This window comes from Streptococcus mitis (assembly GCF_946190275.1).
Taxonomy (GTDB): Bacteria; Bacillota; Bacilli; order Lactobacillales; family Streptococcaceae; genus Streptococcus; species Streptococcus mitis_DC.
In genome coordinates, this window is sequence record NZ_CAMHZQ010000016.1 from 11,818 (window position 1) to 34,282 (window position 22,465).

At 42.5% G+C, this 22,465-nt stretch carries 23 protein-coding genes; 6 read left to right on the top strand and 17 right to left on the bottom strand.

Annotation, left to right across the window (positions count from 1 at the left end):
- Positions 1-51: 51 nt before the first annotated feature.
- Entirely contained in the window at positions 52-1,626 is a 1,575-nt protein-coding gene (cshA, locus tag N8M20_RS08100; protein ID WP_261080243.1) for a degradosome RNA helicase CshA, read from the bottom strand.
- A gap of 329 nt (positions 1,627-1,955) precedes the next feature.
- Between cshA and N8M20_RS08105 the strand changes: the two genes are divergently transcribed.
- From N8M20_RS08105 to N8M20_RS08120, 4 genes are all read left to right on the top strand, one after another.
- Positions 1,956-3,272: an FAD-containing oxidoreductase gene (locus N8M20_RS08105; RefSeq protein WP_261080244.1), complete on the top strand. Its 1,317-nt coding sequence runs from the start codon at positions 1,956-1,958 to the stop codon at positions 3,270-3,272.
- 98 nt (positions 3,273-3,370) lie between these two features.
- On the top strand, positions 3,371-4,714 hold the full coding sequence (gene murT / locus N8M20_RS08110) for a lipid II isoglutaminyl synthase subunit MurT (RefSeq protein ID WP_077804875.1): 1,344 nt from the start codon (positions 3,371-3,373) through the stop codon (positions 4,712-4,714).
- Positions 4,714-5,496 carry a lipid II isoglutaminyl synthase subunit GatD gene (gene gatD / locus N8M20_RS08115; RefSeq protein ID WP_077804874.1) on the top strand — a complete coding sequence of 261 codons (783 nt, stop codon included), beginning with the start codon at positions 4,714-4,716 and terminating at the stop codon, positions 5,494-5,496. The genes murT and gatD overlap by 1 nt, the downstream gene beginning before the upstream one ends.
- Positions 5,497-5,623: 127 nt before the next feature.
- Positions 5,624-6,706 carry a M24 family metallopeptidase gene (locus N8M20_RS08120; protein WP_261080245.1) on the top strand — a complete coding sequence of 361 codons (1,083 nt, stop codon included), beginning with the start codon at positions 5,624-5,626 and terminating at the stop codon, positions 6,704-6,706.
- 37 nt (positions 6,707-6,743) lie between these two features.
- Here N8M20_RS08120 and N8M20_RS08125 read toward each other — a convergent pair whose 3' ends face one another.
- From N8M20_RS08125 to N8M20_RS08160, 8 genes are all read right to left on the bottom strand, one after another.
- Positions 6,744-7,205, bottom strand: coding sequence for an ECF transporter S component (locus N8M20_RS08125; RefSeq protein WP_000814989.1), 462 nt, complete (start codon positions 7,203-7,205; stop codon positions 6,744-6,746).
- Complete coding sequence (locus tag N8M20_RS08130) at positions 7,183-7,956, bottom strand: bifunctional hydroxymethylpyrimidine kinase/phosphomethylpyrimidine kinase (protein WP_261080246.1); 774 nt, start codon at positions 7,954-7,956, stop codon at positions 7,183-7,185. The genes N8M20_RS08125 and N8M20_RS08130 overlap by 23 nt, the downstream gene beginning before the upstream one ends.
- Positions 7,946-8,695, bottom strand: a complete 750-nt coding sequence (truA, locus tag N8M20_RS08135) for a tRNA pseudouridine(38-40) synthase TruA (RefSeq protein ID WP_261080247.1) — start codon at positions 8,693-8,695, stop codon at positions 7,946-7,948. The genes N8M20_RS08130 and truA overlap by 11 nt, the downstream gene beginning before the upstream one ends.
- A 99-nt stretch (positions 8,696-8,794) precedes the next feature.
- Positions 8,795-9,946 (bottom strand): MFS transporter, encoded by a 1,152-nt coding sequence (locus tag N8M20_RS08140; protein WP_261080248.1) that lies wholly within the window; start codon positions 9,944-9,946, stop codon positions 8,795-8,797.
- Positions 9,947-10,177: 231 nt separating this feature from the next.
- Positions 10,178-10,807, bottom strand: a complete 630-nt coding sequence (locus N8M20_RS08145) for a Pr6Pr family membrane protein (RefSeq protein ID WP_000033944.1) — start codon at positions 10,805-10,807, stop codon at positions 10,178-10,180.
- Between the two features lie 2 nt (positions 10,808-10,809).
- A complete protein-coding gene (locus N8M20_RS08150; protein ID WP_224218834.1) occupies positions 10,810-11,148 on the bottom strand; it encodes a zinc ribbon domain-containing protein YjdM in 339 nt (112 codons plus the stop codon).
- 130 nt (positions 11,149-11,278) lie between these two features.
- On the bottom strand, positions 11,279-11,950 hold the full coding sequence (cmk, locus tag N8M20_RS08155; protein WP_261080249.1) for a (d)CMP kinase: 672 nt from the start codon (positions 11,948-11,950) through the stop codon (positions 11,279-11,281).
- A gap of 8 nt (positions 11,951-11,958) precedes the next feature.
- Positions 11,959-12,429, bottom strand: coding sequence for an SAG1386/EF1546 family surface-associated protein (locus N8M20_RS08160; RefSeq protein ID WP_261064490.1), 471 nt, complete (start codon positions 12,427-12,429; stop codon positions 11,959-11,961).
- Between the two features lie 45 nt (positions 12,430-12,474).
- Between N8M20_RS08160 and N8M20_RS08165 the strand changes: the two genes are divergently transcribed.
- Complete coding sequence (locus N8M20_RS08165) at positions 12,475-12,681, top strand: ferredoxin (RefSeq protein WP_194250482.1); 207 nt, start codon at positions 12,475-12,477, stop codon at positions 12,679-12,681.
- A gap of 50 nt (positions 12,682-12,731) precedes the next feature.
- Here the strand turns inward: N8M20_RS08165 and N8M20_RS08170 are convergent, their stop codons facing one another.
- From N8M20_RS08170 to N8M20_RS08195, 6 genes are all read right to left on the bottom strand, one after another.
- Positions 12,732-13,697 (bottom strand): glycosyltransferase family 2 protein, encoded by a 966-nt coding sequence (locus N8M20_RS08170; RefSeq protein ID WP_261080250.1) that lies wholly within the window; start codon positions 13,695-13,697, stop codon positions 12,732-12,734.
- A 1-nt stretch (position 13,698) separates the two neighbouring features.
- Complete coding sequence (gene galE / locus N8M20_RS08175) at positions 13,699-14,718, bottom strand: UDP-glucose 4-epimerase GalE (protein ID WP_001156540.1); 1,020 nt, start codon at positions 14,716-14,718, stop codon at positions 13,699-13,701.
- 102 nt (positions 14,719-14,820) lie between these two features.
- On the bottom strand, positions 14,821-15,924 hold the full coding sequence (locus N8M20_RS08180; protein ID WP_261080251.1) for an NAD(P)/FAD-dependent oxidoreductase: 1,104 nt from the start codon (positions 15,922-15,924) through the stop codon (positions 14,821-14,823).
- 16 nt (positions 15,925-15,940) lie between these two features.
- Complete coding sequence (locus N8M20_RS08185) at positions 15,941-16,738, bottom strand: Nif3-like dinuclear metal center hexameric protein (protein ID WP_261080252.1); 798 nt, start codon at positions 16,736-16,738, stop codon at positions 15,941-15,943.
- Complete coding sequence (locus tag N8M20_RS08190; RefSeq protein WP_261080253.1) at positions 16,725-17,402, bottom strand: tRNA (adenine(22)-N(1))-methyltransferase; 678 nt, start codon at positions 17,400-17,402, stop codon at positions 16,725-16,727. The genes N8M20_RS08185 and N8M20_RS08190 overlap by 14 nt, the downstream gene beginning before the upstream one ends.
- A gap of 101 nt (positions 17,403-17,503) precedes the next feature.
- Entirely contained in the window at positions 17,504-19,840 is a 2,337-nt protein-coding gene (locus N8M20_RS08195) for a cation-translocating P-type ATPase (RefSeq protein ID WP_261080254.1), read from the bottom strand.
- Between the two features lie 132 nt (positions 19,841-19,972).
- Here N8M20_RS08195 and N8M20_RS08200 point away from each other — a divergent pair, with 132 nt between their 5' ends.
- Positions 19,973-20,722, top strand: a complete 750-nt coding sequence (locus tag N8M20_RS08200) for a lysophospholipid acyltransferase family protein (protein WP_261080255.1) — start codon at positions 19,973-19,975, stop codon at positions 20,720-20,722.
- 43 nt (positions 20,723-20,765) lie between these two features.
- Here N8M20_RS08200 and N8M20_RS08205 read toward each other — a convergent pair whose 3' ends face one another.
- Positions 20,766-21,458: an alpha/beta hydrolase-fold protein gene (locus N8M20_RS08205; RefSeq protein WP_261080256.1), complete on the bottom strand. Its 693-nt coding sequence runs from the start codon at positions 21,456-21,458 to the stop codon at positions 20,766-20,768.
- Entirely contained in the window at positions 21,439-22,449 is a 1,011-nt protein-coding gene (locus N8M20_RS08210; protein ID WP_261080257.1) for an ABC transporter substrate-binding protein, read from the bottom strand. Before N8M20_RS08210 ends, N8M20_RS08205 begins: the two co-directional genes overlap by 20 nt.
- Positions 22,450-22,465: the final 16 nt, after the last annotated feature.

Consider the following 22,465-nt stretch of genomic DNA (forward strand, 5'->3'; position numbering starts at 1 on the left):
TCCATTCGGTCTCCTTATATAAAAAAGCGATTCATTTTGAACCGCTTTTTCTTATTTATCGCCCTTATTACGAATAACAAAGCCTGTTTGCTTTTCACTTGAAGTATTGCGTGGTTTTTTATTATCCTTACGGTAACGTTTTTCCTTATCAAAACGATCATTGCCACGACTTCCTTTTTTGAAATCATCACGACGACCATTGCCACGGCGATCACGGTCTCGACGGTCGTCCCCACGACGGCCTCCACGACCTCCCTTAGCTTTACCACCGAAGCCATTACCTGATGGTTTAAATGGCAGTGGTTTTTCACGTGCAATCTCCACCTCAGGAAGATTATCTGGGTCTTGAACAGTCAGACTCAAGATATACATTGCCAATTCTTCTGGAGTAAATTCGGCAGCTAGCTTACGAGCATCCTTACCAAATTTCTCAAAGTTGGCACGGATAGTCTCATCTGCAAAATCACGTTCAATTTTCTTGAGAGCTACCTGTTTTTTAGCTTGGAAGGCTTCTTCTGCACTTGCAGGTTTGAGACCTTTCATACGTTTCTTAGTCAAGTTTTCAATGATTTGAAGGTAGCCCATTTCATTTGGTGATACGAAAGTAATAGACTGACCTGACTTACCAGCACGACCTGTACGACCGATACGGTGAACATAACTTTCAGGATCTTGTGGAATATCGTAGTTATAGACATGGGTCACACCTGAAATATCCAACCCACGCGCTGCAACGTCTGTCGCAACCAAAACATCAAGATTGCCATTTTTAAAGTCACGAAGGACACGAAGACGTTTGTTTTGGTCTAGGTCTCCATGAATTCCTTCTGCACGGAAGCCACGGATTTTCAAACCACGAGTCAATTCATCTACACGACGTTTTGTACGACCAAATACGATAGCAAGCTCAGGCTGTTCCACATCCATAAGACGAGTCATGGTATCAAATTTTTCTTGTTCTTTAACACGAATATAGTATTGGTCAACCAATTCTGTTGTCAATTCCTTAGCAGCAATCTTCACATGCTCAGGTTCTTTCATAAACTGAACACCGATACGTTTGATGGCATCTGGCATAGTTGCTGAGAAAAGCAAAGTTTGACGGTTTTCAGGGACACGAGAAATGATAGCTTCGATATCTTCAAGGAAGCCCATGTTGAGCATTTCATCCGCTTCGTCAAGGATAAGAGTTTCAATATCTTGCAATTTCAAGGCCTTGCGTTTAATCAAGTCCAAGAGACGACCTGGAGTTCCCACCACGATATGGGCACCAGATTTAAGAGCCTTAATTTGCTTTTCAATGCTTGATCCGCCATATACTGAGCGGACTTTGACTCCCTTGCTGCGACCAAATCGGAAGAGTTCTTCTTGACTTTGGACAGCGAGTTCACGAGTTGGAGCGATAACCAAGGCTTGGATGGTCGCCTCTTCTGTACGGATTTTTTCAAGGGTAGGCAAGCCAAAGGCTGCAGTTTTTCCTGTACCAGTCTGAGCTTGACCGATAACATCCTTGCCTTCGAGAGCCAAGGGAATAGTTTGTTCTTGGATCGGACTAGCTTCTACAAAACCAGCTTTTTCAATCTCTGCTAGCAAATCAGCAGACAAGTTTAATTCATTAAATTTCACGTTATTCTTCTTTCTAAAGGTGGTGCGAAGCCACCCTATAGGGCTTAGTTTATACTTTTCTTTTTATGACGTATTTTCATATACTGGATATAAAATCGTGTTGCTTCTTTTCCACAAAAGAAAAGTACTGTTTTCTTTGCAACCTATCTAGTATAACACAAGAGAGAAGCAAAAGATAGCCTAATCCGTCGATAAAGTCATGTAAACGATTTTTCTGAGAAAATAAAGTTAAACTTTCCACTATTTCATAAACTTTTTTAAAGCGTAGCAGAATTGTGCAAAAGTTTTTTTCTTGTGCTAGAATGAAATTCGAATAGGAGGAACTCTAAATGTTAACTTATGATTTAATCGTTATCGGATTTGGTAAAGCTGGTAAAACACTAGCTGGTAAATTGGCTTCAGCTGGCAAAAAAGTTGCCCTCGTTGAACGTAGCAAAGCTATGTACGGTGGAACTTGTATCAACATCGGTTGTATCCCAACTAAAACTTTGTTAGTTGCTGCTGAGAAAGACTTATCTTTTGAAGAAGTCATTGCTACCAAAAACACTATCACTGGTCGCCTTAACGGTAAAAACTATGCGACTGTTGCTGGTACAGGCGTAGATATCTTTGATGCGGAAGCTCACTTCCTTTCAAATAAAGTCATCGAAATCCAAGCTGGTGATGAAAAGAAAGAACTGACCGCTGAAACAATCGTCATCAACACTGGTGCTGTTTCAAACGTCTTGCCAATCCCTGGACTTGCTACAAGCAAAAACGTCTTTGACTCAACAGGTATCCAAAACTTGGACAAATTACCTGAAAAACTTGGTGTCCTTGGTGGCGGAAATATCGGTCTTGAATTTGCTGGCCTTTACAATAAACTTGGAAGCAAGGTCACAGTCCTAGATGCCTTGGATACTTTCCTACCTCGTGCAGAACCTTCCATCGCAGCTCTTGCTAAACAATACATGGAAGAAGACGGTATTGAATTACTTCAAAATATCCGTACTACTGAAATTAAAAATGACGGTGACCAAGTGCTTGTCGTAACTGAAAATGAAACTTACCGTTTCGATGCCCTTCTCTACGCAACTGGACGCAAACCAAATGTAGAACCACTTCAACTTGAAAATACAGATATTGAACTAACTGAACGTGGCGCTATTAAAGTGGACAAACATTGTCAAACAAACGTTCCTGGTGTCTTTGCAGTTGGAGATGTCAACGGTGGCCTTCAATTTACTTACATTTCACTTGATGACTTCCGTGTTGTCTACAGCTACCTTGCTGGAGATGGTAGCTACACACTTGAAGACCGTCTCAATGTACCGAACACTATGTTTATCACACCTGCACTTTCACAAGTCGGTTTGACTGAAAGCCAAGCGACTGATTTGAAACTTCCATACGCAGTGAAAGAAATCCCTGTTGCAGCAATGCCTCGTGGTCACGTAAACGGAGACCTTCGAGGAGCTTTCAAAGCTATTGTTAATACTGAAACAAAAGAAATTCTTGGAGCAAGCATCTTCTCAGAAGGTTCTCAAGAAATCATCAACATCATCACTGTTGCTATGGACAATAAGATTCCTTACACTTACTTCACAAAACAAATCTTCACTCACCCAACCTTGGCTGAGAATTTGAATGACTTGTTTGCGATTTAAGTTGAAATCTCATCTTAACTGACAGCCCTCTGTGGGCTGTTTTTACTTCTGCGAAATCTCAAATCTGTCTTTTCCCTCTTTTATGATATAATAGAAACATGAACTTAAAAACTACTTTGGGCCTTCTTGCTGGGCGTTCTTCCCACTTCGTTTTAAGCCGTCTTGGCCGAGGAAGTACGCTCCCAGGAAAAGTCGCCCTTCAATTTGATAAAGATATTTTACAAAACCTAGCTAAGAACTACGAGATTGTCGTGGTCACTGGAACCAACGGAAAAACCTTGACAACTGCCCTCACTGTCGGCATTTTAAAAGAGGTTTATGGTCAAGTTCTGACCAACCCAAGCGGTGCCAACATGATTACAGGAATTGCGACAACCTTCTTAACAGCCAAATCTTCTAAAACTGGGAAAAATATTGCCGTTCTAGAAATCGATGAAGCTAGTCTATCTCGTATCTGTGACTATATCCAGCCAAGCCTTTTTGTCATTACGAATATCTTCCGTGACCAGATGGACCGCTATGGCGAGATTTACACAACTTACAAGATGATTTTGGATGCTATTCGTAAGGTACCTACTGCCACTGTTCTCCTTAATGGAGACAGTCCACTTTTCTACAAGCCAGCTATTCCAAATCCTGTAGAGTATTTTGGTTTTGACTTGGAGAAAGGGCCAGCCCAGCTGGCTCACTATAATACAGAAGGGATTCTCTGTCCTGACTGCCAAGGCATCCTCAAATATGAGCATAATACCTATGCAAACTTGGGTGCCTATATCTGTGAAGGCTGCGGATGTAAACGTCCTGATCTCGACTATCGTTTGACAGAACTAGTTGAGTTGACCAACAATCGCTCTCGCTTTGTCATTGACGGACAAGAATACGGTATTCAAATCGGTGGTCTCTACAATATCTACAACGCCCTAGCTGCGGTTGCCATCGCCCGTTTCCTTGGTGCAGATTCACAACTCATCAAGCAGGGATTTGACAAGAGCCGTGCTGTCTTTGGACGCCAAGAAACCTTCCATATCGGTGACAAGGAATGTACCCTTGTCTTAATTAAAAATCCAGTCGGTGCGACCCAAGCTATCGAAATGATTAAACTAGCACCTTATCCATTTAGCCTATCTGTCCTCCTTAACGCTAACTATGCAGACGGAATTGATACCAGCTGGATCTGGGATGCTGATTTTGAACAAATCACTGACATGGACATCCCTGAAATCAACGCTGGCGGTGTTCGTCATTCTGAAATCGCTCGTCGTCTACGAGTAACAGGCTATCCAGCTGAGAAAATCACTGAAACAAGTAGTCTGGAACAAGTTCTTAAGACCATTGAGAACCAAGACTGCAAGCATGCTTATATTCTGGCTACCTATACTGCTATGCTTGAATTCCGCGAACTGCTGGCTAGTCGTCAGATTGTTAGAAAGGAGATGAACTAATGGTTTATACTTCACTTTCCTCAAAAGCTGGCAATTACCCCTATCAGCTCAACATTGCCCACCTCTACGGTAACCTCATGAATACCTACGGGGACAATGGAAACATCCTCATGCTCAAGTATGTGGCTGAAAAACTGGGAGCCCATGTGACGGTTGATATCGTTTCTCTCCATGATAACTTTGATGAAAATCACTACGACATTGCCTTTTTCGGTGGCGGTCAAGACTTTGAACAAAGTATTATTGCAGACGACCTACCTTCTAAAAAAGAGAGCATTGACAACTACATCCAAAACGACGGTGTGGTTCTCGCTATCTGTGGTGGTTTCCAACTATTGGGTCAATATTATGTTGAAGCTTCAGGGAGACGTATCGAAGGTCTAGGTGTCATGGGCCACTACACGCTCAACCAGACCAATAACCGTTTTATCGGGGACATCAAGATTCACAATGAAGATTTCAATGAAACCTATTATGGATTTGAAAATCACCAGGGCCGTACCTTCCTCTCTGATGACCAAAAACCACTGGGACAGGTTGTCTATGGAAATGGAAATAACGAAGAAAAAGTCGGCGAAGGGGTTCATTATAAGAATGTCTTTGGTTCCTACTTCCACGGGCCTATCCTCTCTCGTAATGCCAATCTAGCTTATCGCCTGGTCACTACTGCCCTCAAGAAGAAATACGGTCAGGACATCCAACTCCCTGCCTATGAGGACATTCTCAGCCAAGAAATCGCTGAAGAATACAGCGACGTCAAAAGCAAGGCTAACTTTTCTTAAACAAAGGAAAATGATATCAAAGAACTCCGTTATCTTGTCGGAGTTCTTTTTGTCTTTTCTTTTACCCTTCTCCCTTGCATTTTCTCTCATTTTTTGCCAAAATAGAGGAGTAGAAAGAAGGTAGCATATGTCTAAATTACAACAAATCGTAACATATCTTGAATCAGAAAAACTAGACGTCGCTGTCGTATCTGACCCCGTCACAATCAATTACCTCACTGGCTTTTACAGTGATCCCCATGAACGCCAAATGTTCCTTTTTGTCCTAGCAGATCAAGAACCCCTCCTCTTTGTCCCAGCCCTTGAAGTTGAACGTGCTACTAGCACTGTTTCCTTCCCAGTTGTGGGCTATGTGGATTCTGAAAATCCATGGCAAAAAATGAAACATGCTCTTCCACAGCTTGATTTCAAACGTGTCGCTGTTGAGTTTGACAATCTCATCTTGACCAAATATCATGGCTTGAAAATAGTCTTTGAAACTGCTGAGTTTGAAAACCTCACTCCTCGTATCCAACGCATGCGCCTCATCAAATCAGCTGATGAAGTGCAAAAAATGATGGTTGCAGGTCTCTATGCGGACAAGGCTGTTAAGGTTGGTTTTGACAATATTTCTCTTGATAAGACTGAGACAGATATCATCGCCCAAATTGACTTTGCTATGAAGCGTGAAGGTTATGAAATGAGTTTTGATACCATGGTCTTGACTGGTAATAATGCTGCAAATCCACATGGTATTCCAGCAGCAAACAAAGTTGAAAATAACGCCCTTCTCCTCTTTGACCTTGGTGTTCTCGTCAACGGCTATGCGTCAGATATGACTCGTACAGTCGCAGTTGGCAAACCTGACCAATTCAAGAAAGACATTTATAACTTGACTCTTGAAGCTCAACAAGCTGCTCTTGACTTTATCAAGCCAGGTGTGACTGCCCATGAAGTGGACCGTGCTGCCCGTGAGGTCATTGAAAAAGCTGGTTACGGCGACTACTTCAACCACCGTCTCGGTCACGGTATCGGTATGGATGTCCACGAATTCCCATCTATCATGGAAGGAAACGACATGGTTATCGAAGAAGGCATGTGCTTCTCTGTTGAACCAGGTATCTATATCCCTGGTAAAGTCGGTGTCCGTATCGAAGACTGTGGTGTTGTTACCAAAGATGGCTTTGACCTCTTTACAAGCACCAGCAAAGACTTGCTTTATTTTGATTAAATTTATACAAAAAAAGTTAGCTCGAACAGCTAACTTTTTACTTAATCTTCTTGATACTTTGACTAAGAATAAATCCTACAATCATCCCTACCATATTTTGCATGAAATTTGGTAAAATTTCTGGTAGGGCTGCAGCCCAGCCATTCATCAAAGTAGAACCCAAGGCGTAGCCCCCTACCATGGCAATCGTTGCTAAGATAAGGCCTAACCACTGAGTTTTTCCTTTAAATCCTGCGAAAAATCCCTGCAAGCCATGGTTAACCAAGCTAAAGAACATCCACTGAGGATAGCCTGATAAGAGGTCAATCAAGAAACCTGCTAGTCCTCCTACTACAGCCCCTTCACGACTACCAAAGTAGAAAGCCGTAAAGAAGACACCTGCATCTAAAAGAGTTAGAATGCCTGTCGGTGTTGGAATTTTTAAGAAATAACCTAGAACCACAGAGAGGGCGGTTAATAGGGATACAAGGGCGATTTTAGTTGTTTTGGTTTGCTTCATATTGTCTTACTCCATACTGATCTGCTTGTGCAATAGCACGATAAACGAAAGCCTTAGAGCTTTCTACTGCTGGTAAAAGTTCATCACCTTTAACCAAGTGACTGGCAATGCTAGAGGCAAAGGTACAACCTGCACCAGCATTTTGCCCTTGGATAACAGGATTTTCTAGGACTGTAAATTTTTGTCCGTCATAAAAGACATCTACAGCCTTGTCCTGACTAAGTCGATTGCCTCCCTTGATAATGACTGCAGGCGCTCCTAAGTCATGTAATTTCTGAGCTGCAGCTTTCATGTCTTCCAAGCTTTTGATTTCCTGACCAGCCAATAATTCTGCTTCAGGAAGATTAGGCGTAATCACACTGACATGAGGGAAAAAGCGAATCAACTCTTGGCAGAGTTCACTAACTGCTACATCGTGCGTTTCCTTGCAGACCAAGACAGGATCCAATACCACAGGCACTCCTGGACGTTGCTTGATAAAGTTCAAGGCCTTCTCAGCCACACTGACAGTAGGAAGAAGACCAATCTTAATTCCCCCAAACTCCACATCACGCAAGCTATCCAATTCATGTTGAAAAATGGTATCGTCAGTTGGAAAGACCTCAAATCCTTTTTCTGTCAAGGCTGTCAAGCAAGTTACTGCTACAAAGCCATGCAAGCCGTTCAAGGTATAGGTCGCTAAATCAGCGGACAATCCACCACCACTAAAAATATCATTTCCTGAAAGTGCTAAAATACGATTATTCTTCATAACGAATCTCCTTTAAATACAAACCATTTGGTGCTGCAGTGGGACCTGCAAGTTGCCTGTCCTTTTTCTCCAAGATGAGGTCAATCTGCTCTACTGGCATTCGATTATTTCCGATTTTGAGAAGAGTCCCCACCATATTGCGAATCTGCTTATACAAGAAACCATTTCCTGAAAATGTAAAGGTCAAAAACTGACCTGTCTCATCCACCTTGAGACTAGCTTCGGTAATAGTGCGAACCTTATCCTCCACACTGGTTCCAGATGCTGTAAAGCCTGTGAAATCATGGGTTCCTTCTAGCTTTTTGAGTGCAATCTGCATGCGTTCCACATCGAGTGGATAAGGAAAGTGAGTAGCATAGTGACGGCGTATAGGATTTTTAGGACGGCCCCTGTCTACGATAAACTCATAGGTCTTGCTATGCTTGACATAACGGCAATGAAAATCATCCGCCACAAGCTCAATTGAAATCACATCAATATCTTCAGAAGACTGGGTGTCCAAAGCAAAACGGAGCTTCTCCTCATCCATTTGATAGGGCAAGTCAAAATGAATAACCTGTCCCAAAGCATGAACCCCACTATCTGTCCTACCAGCACCGTGAACAGTAATGGCTTGCCCTTTATTTAACCTGGTCAAGGTTTTTTCAATTTCTTCCTGAACGCTACGCGCATGAGGCTGGCGCTGAAAACCAGAAAAGGCATAACCATCATAGGAAATAGTTGCTTTGTATCTCGTCATAACTTCTATTTTATCAAGAAATTAGTCTCGTAACAAGCTAGAAAATTTATAATTGTCTGGGTACAAAATTCACAAAAAGAAAAACTTAGGAAACCAATCCTAAGCTCTCTTGTGAAGTAGGTACATGACAAAGATAGAGGTTACAATCAACCAAGATCCTAAGATAGCAAAGACCAACATCCCATTGTGAGTTAGTAAGCCAATTGCACCTAGAACAAATGGGGTCGTAAAGGCTCCGAAACTACAGCCTAATACAGCAAATGAAGTTGCTTGATTGAGGAGTTTAGATGGAATTCGTTCAGAGACAAGTTGAAAGACCGTCGTCAAGGCTACACTGTAGGCAAAACCAGCCAGAATGCTTCCTGCCACTACCACCCACAAGGATGGAGACAAGGCAATCACGATTTGCCCTAAGCCGAAGGTAATACCAGACCAGAGGAGCAATTTTTCCTTAAAGATAGAAATCAAGAAAGAAAAACTCACCCCAGCCACAATCCCGATCAACTGCATGATACTAAGAACAAAACTAGATAACTGGGCATCTCCAAGTCCTCTTTCCACCATCAAACTTGGAATACGAATAGTAATAGCCGTATTGGTACAAACTACAACTGCTGCTTCTATAGCTAGGGTAAAAATCAAGCCTTTCATTTCTCGAGTTAAGTGACTTGCTTCCTTCGCTTTTTTCTTGACTTCTTTCTTTTCTTTTCCATAAGGGACAAAGAGCAGATAGAGGGTCAGTACCAAAAATCCAGCACTGTAGGCTAGAAAGGTAGCTGTCCAACCAAAGGCCAACAATTGACCGACTGCCAAGGTAATGAGAGAAGCCCCAACGACCTCTGCAGAACCGCGTAGCCCTAACATCTGAATTCGCGTTTTCCCTTGATAACGCTCACTGATGATAGAAATAGCCTTGGCATTGATCATCCCAACTCCCAAACCAAAAAGAATCCGTGTTCCAAAGACAAAGGGATAGGCTTGATACCAAAATGGAGCCGTTCCACTCAGTGATAAAATCAACAATCCCAAACTAATCTGTAAACGCTCAGGAAATATTTTTTCTAAGAAACCATTTAATAGTAACATCATCATGATTCCAAAGGATGGCAAGCTCGCCAAGAGCTCAATTTGTTCCTTAGGATAGCCTTGATAATAGTCAAACATGGCTGGCAGGGCACTCGAGATGGAAAAGGACGTAATCAAAACGAGGGAGAGAGCCAAAATACTGGCCCGTTCTAAAAATTGTTTCATGAAATCTCTTTCTATATTTCTCTTAATCTTCTACTTTTTTTGATAGTTATCAAACAAGCAAGAAAAGAAGAAGCCTCTTTAGTGTATAGACTCCTTCTTAAACTCGAAAATGAATCCCTTGTGTCTTATACTCAATGAAAATCAAAGAGCAAACTAGGAAGCTAGCCGCAGGCTGTACTTGAGTACGGCAAGGCGAAACTGACGTGGTTTGAATTTGATTTTCGAAGAGTATTAGGATGATTTTCTCTTGATTTGCTTAATAAAGTAGAAGATAAATCCTGCCACCATATAGGCAACAAAGATAATCAGACACCACTTGAACACGACATCCCAACCCTTGTTCACATTCAAAAAGAAGTAAGGGAAGGGACTGACCTTAGAATTAGGAACATCAAGTTTCAGTACCAAGCCATTAAAAAGAGCAAAAATCATATACAGCAAGGGTAAAATCGTCCACACAACTGGATCCCAGATTTTGTATTGACCCTGTTTGTCAAAAAAGAGGGTATCTGCTAAAAACCAGAGGGGAACGATATAGTGGCAAAGGAAATTTTCTAGGGTATAGAAATTAGTCGCAATTGGCGCTAATAGGAAATGGTAAATCACACAGGTAATCATGATACTCATAGTGACTCCACCTTTTAAGCGCAAGAGACTTGGCCTTTGCCAATTTTCACCTAAACGGCTCATAACCTTTAGAAGATAGAGCGTAAAAATCGCTACTAACAGATTTGACAGAACCGTATAATAGAGCAACATCCCAAATCCACCATGCTTGGCGATTTCAAGATAAACTCCCGTAAAAGCCGCTAGAAACAAGAAGATACGGCTATAAAATACAAGTTTATAGTGTTTCGACATGCTTAAATTTTTTTCACAAACTCTGATTTGAGCTTCATGGCACCAAAGCCATCAATTTTACAGTCGATATTGTGGTCGCCTTCTACGATGCGGATATTCTTCACGCGCGTCCCTTGTTTCAAATCTTTTGGCGCACCTTTTACTTTCAAATCCTTGATGAGGGTTACAGTATCACCGTCAGCCAATTTATTCCCGTTGGCATCGATAGCAACAAGGCCCTCTTCTATATCTGCAACTTCAGCAGGATTCCACTCATAAGCACACTCTGGGCAAACCAGTAGGGCACCGTCTTCGTAGACATACTCTGAGTTACATTTTGGGCAATTTGGTAGGTTGTTCATGGTTTCTCCTTATCATCATTCACTATTCTTTGAAAATCAAAATTTCTCGAACAGCAACTATTATACCTTAAAATCAGCATTTTGACAAATATAGAAAAAAACCGATATCAATCTATCGGCTTTTCTACATCTACATTCTTTTTTCAGCTTCTGCTTTGATTTTTTCAACTACTTCTTGAATGTTCAAGCCAGTTGTATCAAGGTAGACAGCATCCTCTGCTTGTTTGAGAGGTGAAGTCTCACGATGACTATCCTTGTAGTCACGCGCAGCAATTTCCTCTTTTAGGGTTTCAAGGTCTGTTTCAATTCCCTTAGCAATATTTTCCTTGTAACGGCGTTCTGCTCTCTCATCAACAGAAGCTACTAGGAAAATTTTCAATTCTGCTTGTGGCAATACAACAGTCCCAATATCGCGACCGTCCATGACAATCCCACCTTGCTGGGCAATCTCTTGTTGGAGGGAAACTAGTTTCTCACGTACTTGAGGAATTGCTGCAATAGCAGAAACATGATTGGTTACTTCATTTTCACGGATAGGATGGGTAATATCCACATCTCCTACAAAGACAAGTTGTTCTCCAGTTTCTGAACGTCCAAAACTGATTGGATGCTGGTCCAATAAGGCTAAAAGCTCCTCAATCTCTTCCACTCCTAACTGGTTCTTGAGAGCCATATAGGTCGTCGCACGATACATAGCACCTGTATCTAGGTAGGTGTATCCAAAATCCTTGGCAATAATCTTTGCGACCGTACTCTTACCACTTGAAGCAGGGCCGTCAATAGCAATTTGAATTGTTTTCATATCAACTCCTATTTTATTTTGACAACATCACCTGGATTAGCAAACCAAGACCCTGTAGCCATATGCCCAGGATTTAAGGCTTCTAACTGGGCAATCGAAATCCCAGCGCGAGCTGCAATGGCTGCTTCTCCTTCTCCAGCTAAGACTTTTGTCGTCCCTTCTGGATCTGTAGCTTCCTCCGAGTGTTCAGAAGAAGATTCTGAACTCTGTTCAGGCTGGGAACTACTAGAAGATGAAATCTGTACTACATTTGCGTCTGAATCGTGAAAATCTTTCAAGGCTGCTGTGCGATTACTCCCACCCGATGATAGATAGATGAGAACAATAATCATTACCACCACAATTACAAAGAAAATACTGGCTAGGATCGTCAAGACACGATTGGCCACTACATCTCTACCTTGAGTTCTCTTACGACGTTCTGATCTTGTTTCTTCTTGATTTTCATAAATATCTTCTTGCCACGGTTCTTTTGCCATACCCTACTCCTTGTTTTTTTTTACTTTTCTTATTACAATATAAATATGAAAATCACACTTATACCTGAACGATGTATCGCCTGTGGGCTTTGCCAAACTTATTCTGATTTATTTGATTACCACGATAATGGAATCGTGCGTTTTTACGATGACCCCGACCAACTGGAAAAAGAAATTTCTCCTAGTCAGGATGTCTTAGAGGCTGTTAAAAATTGCCCAACTCGTGCCCTGATTGGAAACCAGGAAACCTAAATCAATGGCGATAATCCACTCCCTCTAGTTTAGCACATTTCCATGTAAAATTATAGTCTTTTCACTTTATTTTTTTCTGTAAAATTAGGAAGATCACTTTTTTCTTTGATGAGATAAAGTGGTCTTTTTTTAGTCTCTAGATAAATCTTACTGATATACTTGCCGAGAATCCCAATGGTCAAGAGTTGGATTCCCCCAAGAAAGAGAATAACAGCCATCAGAGATGTCCAACCTGATGTCGGATTGCCCAAAATGAGAGTCCGAACCACAACAAAAAAGGTCATAAGCAGAGAAATGAAACAAGATAGGAGACCAGCCACAAAGGCGATAATCAAGGGAAAATCTGAAAAATTAACAATCCCTTCAATGGAGTAGAAAAAGAGTTGCCTAAAACTCCAACTGGTCTTGCCAGCCTGCCTTTCGACATTTGGATAGTCCAAATAGTAGGTTTTGAAACCGACCCAGGCAAAGAGTCCCTTAGAAAAACGATTGGACTCGGTCAAAGCTAAAATGGCATCGACCACAGACCGTCTCATCATGCGAAAATCACGGACACCTGAGGGCAAGGCTACTGGACTGATTTTTTGCATAAGGCGGTAAAAGATATCAGCACAGAAACTACGAAAGAAGGGTTCTCCCTCCCGACTGGTTCTCCGTGTTCCTACGCAGTCCAAATCTGCATTTTGGTCTAGTAAGTTTTTCATCTCAAGCAACATACTAGGAGGATCTTGGAGGTCTGCATCCATTACCACCACCAGATCTCCTGTCGCATATTGCAAACCTGCATAGAGGGCTGCTTCTTTCCCAAAATTTCGTGAGAAAGAAATATAATGCACTGCCGAATTTTGCTCCCGATAGGCCTTTAAGAGTTCCAAGGTTCCATCACTCGATCCATCATCGACAAAGACATACTCGATTTCTGCTCCCAAATCAAGAATCAAATCTTCCAAAGCCTGATAAAAAAGAGGAAGTACTTCCTCTTCGTTTAGACAGGGGACAATGATTGACATCACCATATTAGTCTTCAAATCCATTTGGATGCTTACTTTGCCAACGCCATGCATCTTCACACATTTGGGTGATGCCGAGTTCTGCTTCCCAGCCGAGTTCTGCTTTGGCTTTTGCAGGATCTGAATAACAGGCTGCGATATCACCTGGGCGACGGTCTACGATGCGGTAAGGAATTGGACGTCCCACTGCTTTTTCCATGTTTTGGATAATTTCAAGAACTGAGTAACCTTTCCCTGTTCCAAGGTTATAAACGTTTAGACCTGATCCTTTTTGGATTTTTTTCAGAGCTGCAACGTGACCTTTAGCCAAGTCAACAACGTGGATATAGTCACGAACACCAGTTCCGTCTTCCGTATCGTAATCGTCTCCGAACACTTGCACCTGCTCTAATTTTCCAACGGCTACTTGCGTCACATATGGCAAGAGATTGTTTGGAATACCATTTGGATTTTCTCCTAGGTCTCCACTTTCATGAGCTCCGATTGGGTTGAAATAACGAAGCAAGACCACATTCCATTCTGAGTCTGCTTTGTAAATATCGGTCAAAATTTCCTCAAGCATAAGCTTAGTACGACCATATGGGTTGGTCACTGAAAGTGGGAAATCTTCCAAGATTGGCACTGTGTGCGGATCCCCGTAAACTGTCGCAGAAGAACTGAAAATAATGTTTTTACAGTTGTTTTCTTCCATGACCTTCAAAAGACTAACAGTTCCAGCGATATTGTTGTCATAGTAGGCAAGAGGAATACGGGTAGATTCACCAACAGCCTTCAAGCCAGCAAAGTGAATGACACCTGTTGGTTCTTCTTGTTTGAAAATGTCTCTGAGGGTATCTGTATCACGGATGTCAGCTTCATAAAAAGGAATTTCAACTCCTGTAATTCTCTCAACAACTTCTAAACTTTTACGGTTACTATTAACAAGGTTATCCACCACAACAACCTGATGACCTGCTTGGATTAACTCAATAACAGTGTGGGTTCCAATAAAACCTGCCCCACCCGTTACCAAAATCTTTTCTTGCATCTTCTTTCCTCGATTCTCGGATTATTTTTTCTTATTTTACCATTTTTGATAGGGAATGTCATTTGCCATCCTAGAGGGTAGGATAAAATTTCAGTAAAATGCTTATTCGCTTTTTAGTCGTTTGACATAGTTTTCAATTGGGTAGTTTACTGGGTCCAAGGTCAATTTCTTGCCTTGGATCAGTTGGGCTAGATGGTAGCCAATGATAGGACCCGTTGTGAGGCCTGATGAACCTAGTCCACTAGCTGCATAGACACCTGCCAATTCTGGCACCTCTCCAAAGAAAGGAGAGAAATTACTGGTATAGGCACGGATTCCCACACGTTCACCAGATGATTTCGCTTCTGCCAAGGTTGGGTAGTGAGGCAAGGCTGCCTCCTCCATTTTCTGGAGTAAAGTTTCATCTACCGTCAAATCAAATCCCATGTCATTTTCATGAGTAGCACCTAAGGACAATTTCCCACCTGCAAAAGGAATCAAATCCCACTCCCCTTCTGGCATAACCACAGGGGAAGCTTCCATGTCTTGGGCAAGCCTATAATCTCGGAGTTGTCCTTTTTGGGGACGGACATCCACAGCATAACCCAAGGGTTCTAACAAGTCACCCAACCAAGCTCCCGTCGCCAAAATAACCTGCTCAAACACCTCTTCGCCAATTTGGTAGCCTGATGCTAAAGGTGTCAGAGTTACTTTTTCTTTGACCAGCTTGACCTGACTGGCTTCCAGCAAACGAGTCACTAAAAGTTTGCCATCTACTCTCGCTCCACCAGAAGCATAGAGCAGACGGTCAAATCCCTGCAAACCAGGGAATAATTCGTTAGCTGATGCTTGGTCCAGAATGGCTAACCGGCCTATCAAAGGAGATTCTTCTCTACGCTGGAGGGCTAGTTGATAGAGTTCTTCCAACTTAGTTTCATCCTTTTTCAGGAGAAAGACTCCCGAACGCTGGTAAAAGTCGATTTCTTGTCCTGACTTCTCTAAATCAGCTAATAAATCCACATAAAAGTCAGCCCCCAAGCGCGCCATTTTGTACCAGGCTTTATTGCGGCGTTTGGAAAACCAGGGGCTGATAATTCCTGCTGCGGCCTTGGTAGCCTGACCTTGTCCATGGTCAAAGACGGTCACCTCTAGGTCACTTTCTTTCGAGAGGTAGTAGGTAGCTGTTGCACCTACAATCCCTGCTCCAATAATGGCAACTTTTTTCATTGTCTTCACCTTCTAACTAGATATGGTGGAAAGGATTGGTCGATACTTGACTAGGTACAATATCAATAGTCCAGCCACTTTCTCCTTTCCATTGATTAAGAAGCTCAGCAATTTTTTCCACAAAAAGCACTTCGATATAGTGACCTGGATCCAATGCCAGCAAGCCATCAGACAACATATCCTGGGCAGTGTGGTAGTAAATATCACCAGTGATATAGACATCCGCTCCTTTAGATAAAGCATCCTTATAGAAAGACTGCCCGCTACCACCACAGATGGCCACTCTTGAAATAGACTTCTGCAAATCAGTCTCTTGATAATGCACCATTCGAAGGCTATCAAGGCCGAAGACTTGCTTGACGTGTTGGGCCAATTCTCTAAATGTCTGAGACTGAACATTCCCAATACGTCCAATTCCACGTTCAGGACCTGTCTCCTGTAGATAAGTCGTCTCCTCGATGCCTAGCATCTGACAGAACCAGTCATTGAGGCCATTTTCAACGATGTCAATATTGGTATGGCTGACATAAACTGCGATATCATGCTTTATCAGATCAATGTAAATCTGATTTTGTGGACGGCTAGCTACCAAATCCTTGATCGGACGGAAAATCGGCGCGTGCTTGACAATAATCAAGTCTACACCCTTTTCAATGGCTTCAGCCACCGTTTCTTCACGAATATCGAGAGCCACCATGACACTTTGGATATCCTTGTCCAAAGTGCCAATTTGCAGGCCACGACTGTCTCCCTCCATGGAAAATTCCTGAGGGCAAAAGGCTTCATATGCGTTAATTACTTCACTTGCTAGCATGGAGTACCTCCTTGATGGCTTGAATCTTATCTACTAGAACTTGACGTTCCTCCAGATTTTTTTCAGGGATTTGTCCGAGGGCGAACTCTAGCTTAGTAGCTTCTTTTTGCCATTTTTGGACAAAGACTGGGCTGACTTCTTTGGACAAGAAGGGACCAAAGCGGACATCGCTAGCTGATAACTTCATTTGTCCTGCTTCCACCACCAAAATCTCATAAAACTTACCAGCTTCTTCTAGAATGCTTTCTGCCACAATCTGAAAACCATTGTCTTGCAACCAAATGCGCAAGTCGTCTTCACGATTATTGGGCTGAAGGATCAATCGTTCTACATTAGCTAACTTGTCCAAGCCTTCTTCTAAAATCCTAGCAATCAAACGACCACCCATACCAGCAATGGTAATGACAGACACTTGGTCTGCCTCTTCAAAGGCTGCCAAGCCATTTGCTAAACGGACTTGGATTTTTTCCTTTAGACCGTGAGCCTCAACATTTTTGACTGCAGATTGGTAGGGACCTTCCACCACCTCACCCGCAATGGCACTTTTGATTTGTCCTCTTTCGACTAACTCGATAGGCAGATAAGCATGGTCACTCCCCACATCTAGTAAAATAGCTCCCTGTGGCACAAAGGAAGCCACTAATTCTAATCTCTTTGAAATCATTTTCTCTCACTTTCCAAAACTCTATTACCTCTTATTATACCACATTTCAGCTAGCACCCCTGCACCTAAAAAGACCGCAATCCACAGATTGCAGTCTTTCTTTATTTTCTAACTTGATAGCGACTGGTTAGAATGAAAATTACGGTAAAGACCAACATCATGGCTCCATAAACAGGTAATGTTTGTCCTGTTAAGGTCGAAATTTCAAGCAGTTTTTGAATTCTTGGGAAGAGAGCTGTGGCTAGGAAGCCTCCTACTGACCAAACAATCAAGAGGACACGCCATAGGGTAAATGGCATGCAAGCTCTAAATACGGATAAGAAACCAATTGACCCCAAGAGATAATAGAGTAGAGTTGAGATTTCTAACTCAGACCAACCTTGGCTACTTCCAAATATTTTCACAAAGAGTACGCTGAAGACGACCATGAGAGCACTTGGTAGGGCACGAAGCATGGATCTTCTGAGGAAGTTTGGCTCGACAGGTTTGATATTTCGCTCAAAAGTCAGAACGAATGGTGGGAAACCTTCCACGAACTGGTCAATCATGGTAATCTGGATTGGAATGAAGGGGAAAATCAAGATCCACTCAGACCGACCTAGTAAAGCACTGGCGATACAGATAACTGCGAGCAAGAAAGAATAGATGGTCTTTATCAAGAAAATCGGGGCGATGTGAGCAATGTTATTGACCACGCGACGACCTTCAAAGAGAATCTCAGGAACATCATTAAAGTCAGAGTTCAAGAGAACCAGATTGGCAATCTGACGAGTCGCTGGGTCTCCCTCAGCCATCACGATGGAACAGTCCGCCTCACGAAGAGCTAGAATATCATTGACCCCATCTCCTGTCATAGCTGTTGTGTGCCCTGCTTTTTTCAGAGTTTGGATGATGAGTTTCTTTTGATGAGGGGAAACACGTCCGAAAATAGCTGTCTCTTCAGCCATAGCAATCAATTCCTCATCCGTGATTTTTGAGCAATCTACATAACTGTCATAGTCCGCAAAACCAGCCTTCTGGGCAATGCTGGATACCGTAACTGGATTGTCTCCAGAGATAATCTTGAGCCCCACTTCCTGAGAACGGAGATAGTCCAGCGTCTCTGCTGCTCCTTCTCGAATCGGGTCCAAGATTTCCAGCAAGGCTAGAGCCTGAATATCAGATGGTTTCTGTGGCTTGTGATGGTCTAATTTCTCCTGACTGAGAGCTAAGACCAAGACACGTGAACCTCTCTCCAAGGCCTCTCTGGCTTCAGGGACTTCTGAGTCCAGCAACATCTCAGGCGCCCCTAAGAAAACTGTCCCCAAACCTTCCAATTCCATAGCACCCCACTTGCGGTCGCTTGAGAAGGGAAGATTCGAAAGCATAGGATAGGCTACTTGGCCTTGGAATCGCTGGCGAATAGCTTGAGCTGTTGGATTCTTATCCTCACTATGGGCCATATAGCTTGTCAGGATGCTGGCAAGCGCTGACTCTCCATACTCTTCAGTCAAAGGAAGAACAGCCTCCACCTGCATCTTTCCTTGGGTGATGGTGCCCGTCTTGTCCAAACAGAGCATATCCACGCGCGCCAAGGTCTCAACAGAATACATCTCCTGCACCAAAACCTTTTTCAACCCAAGCTTGATAACAGCAGTTAAGAGAGAGGTGATGGTCAACAGGGCGATTCCCTTGGGCAACATTCCCAAAAGAGCTGTTGACGAATTTACAACGGATGACTTAAGAGGCAGGCCTTTCAACATCAAGGCTTCTAGCAAGAGAGCCAGACCAAAAGGAATGATAATCTTTCCAGTAAAACCTGCTAACTTGTCCAGCGATTTCATGATACGGGAGTTGATGGGTTTCACTGTCTTAGCTTCCAGCATGAGTTTGGCAGCATAGTTGTCTGCACCGACATGGTGAACTTGAGCTAAAACTGACCCACTAGCTAGGAAACTTCCTGACAAAAGCAAGGTATCAACTTCCTTTTGCACCAAATCACTTTCCCCCGTCAACATGGCTTCATTGACTTCCGCAAAGCCTTCCAAAACCAAGGCATCACTAGGAATCTGCTCTCCTGCAGACAAACGAATGACATCTCCTAACACCAATTCTTCAGGATTAAGAGCAACTTCCTGGCCATCACGAATAGTCTTGACCTTTTCCTTGGTCATGAGATTGAGCTTGTCCACCATGTGTTTAGCCCGCAACTCGGTGACAATTCCAGAAAAAGCGTTAAAGCAGATAACAGCAAAAAAGACCAAATTGCTCCAAGCCTGCACAAAGGCAAGGGCCAAAGCAATGGCAAAGTTCAAAGCGTTAAAAAGGGTAAAGACATTTCGTTTGATGATTTGCCAAGTGCTAGTACTGGCCGATGCAGTAAAATCATTGACCAAGCCCTTAGCCTGTCTTTCCTTGACTTCTCTTTGGGTTAATCCCATAATCTTATTTTTATCCATGAACTCTATCATATCATTTTTTCTAAAAGAATTCTAATCTCATCCCAAATATGCACCTAGTCAAGGGAAAAGTTTGCCAGCCCTCCTTTGATAAGGTATAATAATAACAAGAAAAGAATCGAAGGAGATCGCATGTTTTATACTTATTTACGTGGATTGGTTGTCTTGCTCCTATGGTCCATCAATGGCAATGCCCACTATCATAATACTGATAAAATTCCAAATCAAGATGAAAATTATATTCTGGTTGCGCCTCACCGTACCTGGTGGGATCCAGTTTATATGGCCTTTGCGACCAAGCCAAAACAATTCATCTTCATGGCCAAAAAAGAACTCTTTACCAACCGTATCTTTGGTTGGTGGATTCGTATGTGTGGCGCCTTTCCCATCGACCGGGAAAATCCTAGCGCCTCAGCCATCAAATACCCTATCAATGTTCTCAAAAAAAGTGATCGCTCTCTCATCATGTTTCCAAGTGGGAGCCGTCACTCAAACGATGTCAAGGGTGGCGTAGCTCTGATTGCCAAAATGGCCAAGGTCCGTATCATGCCGGTTACCTATACAGGTCCCATGACTTTGAAGGGCTTAGTTAGCCGTGAACGTGTCGATATGAACTTTGGAAATCCAATCGATATCTCAGATATCAAGAAAATGAATGATGAAGGCATTGAAACAGTCGCCAATCGCATCCAAGCAGAATTTCAACGTTTGGACCAAGAAACGAAACAATGGCACAATAATAAAAAACCAAATCCACTCTGGTGGTTTATCCGCATCCCTGCTCTCATCCTTGCCATTATCCTCGCTATCCTAACCATCATCTTTAGCTTTATCGCAAGCTTCGTATGGAATCCAGATAAAAAGAGAGAAAAACTTGGTTAAATAAATACAACAATCCCTTGGCAAAAGCCAAGGGATAAATCTTTTATTCGATTTTCCATTTTTGGGCCAACCAGCTGGAAAAATTTAGGAATCGTTCAGCTACTTGTTCATGGTGTCCATAAGGATCAAAGACAAATTGACCATTCGGATAGAATTTCTGAAGACTGGTATGGATTTGCTCAGCATAGGCTGGTGCTTGAGCCAAGCGATTGCTATGATTGACTCCTTCTGTTTGACCGTTCTGTAAATACAGCAAACAGTCTAAATTTTTCACTGTCTCTTCCTTGCAGTAAGTCACAAAATCAGGATACCAAAAGGAACCGCAGATGGAGAAGACACAGGAAACCTTGTCAAAGCTGAAAAGACTGTAGACTGCCGCCAAACCACCTAGTGAGTAGCCTCCATAAGCAAGGCGAGTTTCGTCCAGGCGATAAAGCGACTGCAACTTATCTAAAAGACCTCCAAATAAATGTTCATGATAGACGTTGGCCTGACCTCCAAAATCTGGAGCTCCATCTCTCAGAGCTGATGTTGCCCAGGGAGTGTAGTCGTCTAAGCGATTTTTAGAGGTCAAGCCCACTAAAATCACAGATTCGGAAAGGGACGATAGGAAGTCCAAGTTTCCATCATTCAATAAAATAGCCGGATAGGTTTGATTGGGGTCGTAGTTAGAAGGAAGGCTGATTTTAACTTGAATTCCTTCCCAATCAAACTCATTATTTATTGATAAAGTCATTGATTTTTTCAAGGGAATCAATCACTGCTGGACCATAATCCATCAACTCATCGTAAGAGATGGTCATGATTTTTTGATTCTTAATAGCGGGAACGCTTTCCAAAACAGCATTTGCCTTCATCAACTCTACTGCTTTTTCATCCAATTTTTTATTGCGGTCGCTGGTTACATAGATAATCAATTCAGGATCCATTGACACGAGGTTTTCCAAGGTCAAGCCCGATGTCCCCGTAGCAACGTTTGTATAACCAAGTTGGTTCAGCAAACTTTCTTGCAAAGCTGACTTGTAGGCACCGAAGGTTTCATCATTATAAGCAACCATAATCAAAGCCTTTTTCTTTTCACCTTGGCTTGCTGGGTTTGCTTTCTTAACAGCGTCAATTTTAGTTTGTAATTGGGCTGCGTATTCATTGGCCTTGTCCTGCACATTAAAAATCATTCCAAGATTTTTGACATCTTCTACGATATTCCCCAAATCTTGCTGAATTGTTGAGAGAGAAGCTTTTTGAGTATACACTGGGATTTTGTTTTCATTCCAAGTGCTAACTGTCCCCAAGGATTTTTCAGAAAACATCATGTTTCGCCCCATCACAGCGTCTGGCTCATAAGAAAGAACTGTCTCTTGTGAGACTGTTTTTTTATCCCCAATTTGAGGAATCGTCGCAATCGCGTCCTTGTATTTGTCCGTCACAGCATTGTCTGGATTGAGCATGCCAGCAATTTTATCCTTCAACCCCAACTCCAATAAGATTTCAGTGGTTGAAAGATTGTTGGTGATAACTTTTTCAGGTGTCTTGTCAAAAACTTGTTCGACTTCATTTCCTTTCGCGTCATAGGTTTTGACCGTTAGTGGATAAGTCGTCTCTGTGCTCGCCTTTTGACTTGTTTCTGTGCTAGATTGTGTGGTAGCTTTTTCTGTAGTAGTATTGCCACAAGCTGCCATGGTTAGGGTAGCTACTGTTACGAGTAAAATGCTTAGTGTTTTTTTCATCTTGTTTTCCTTTTCA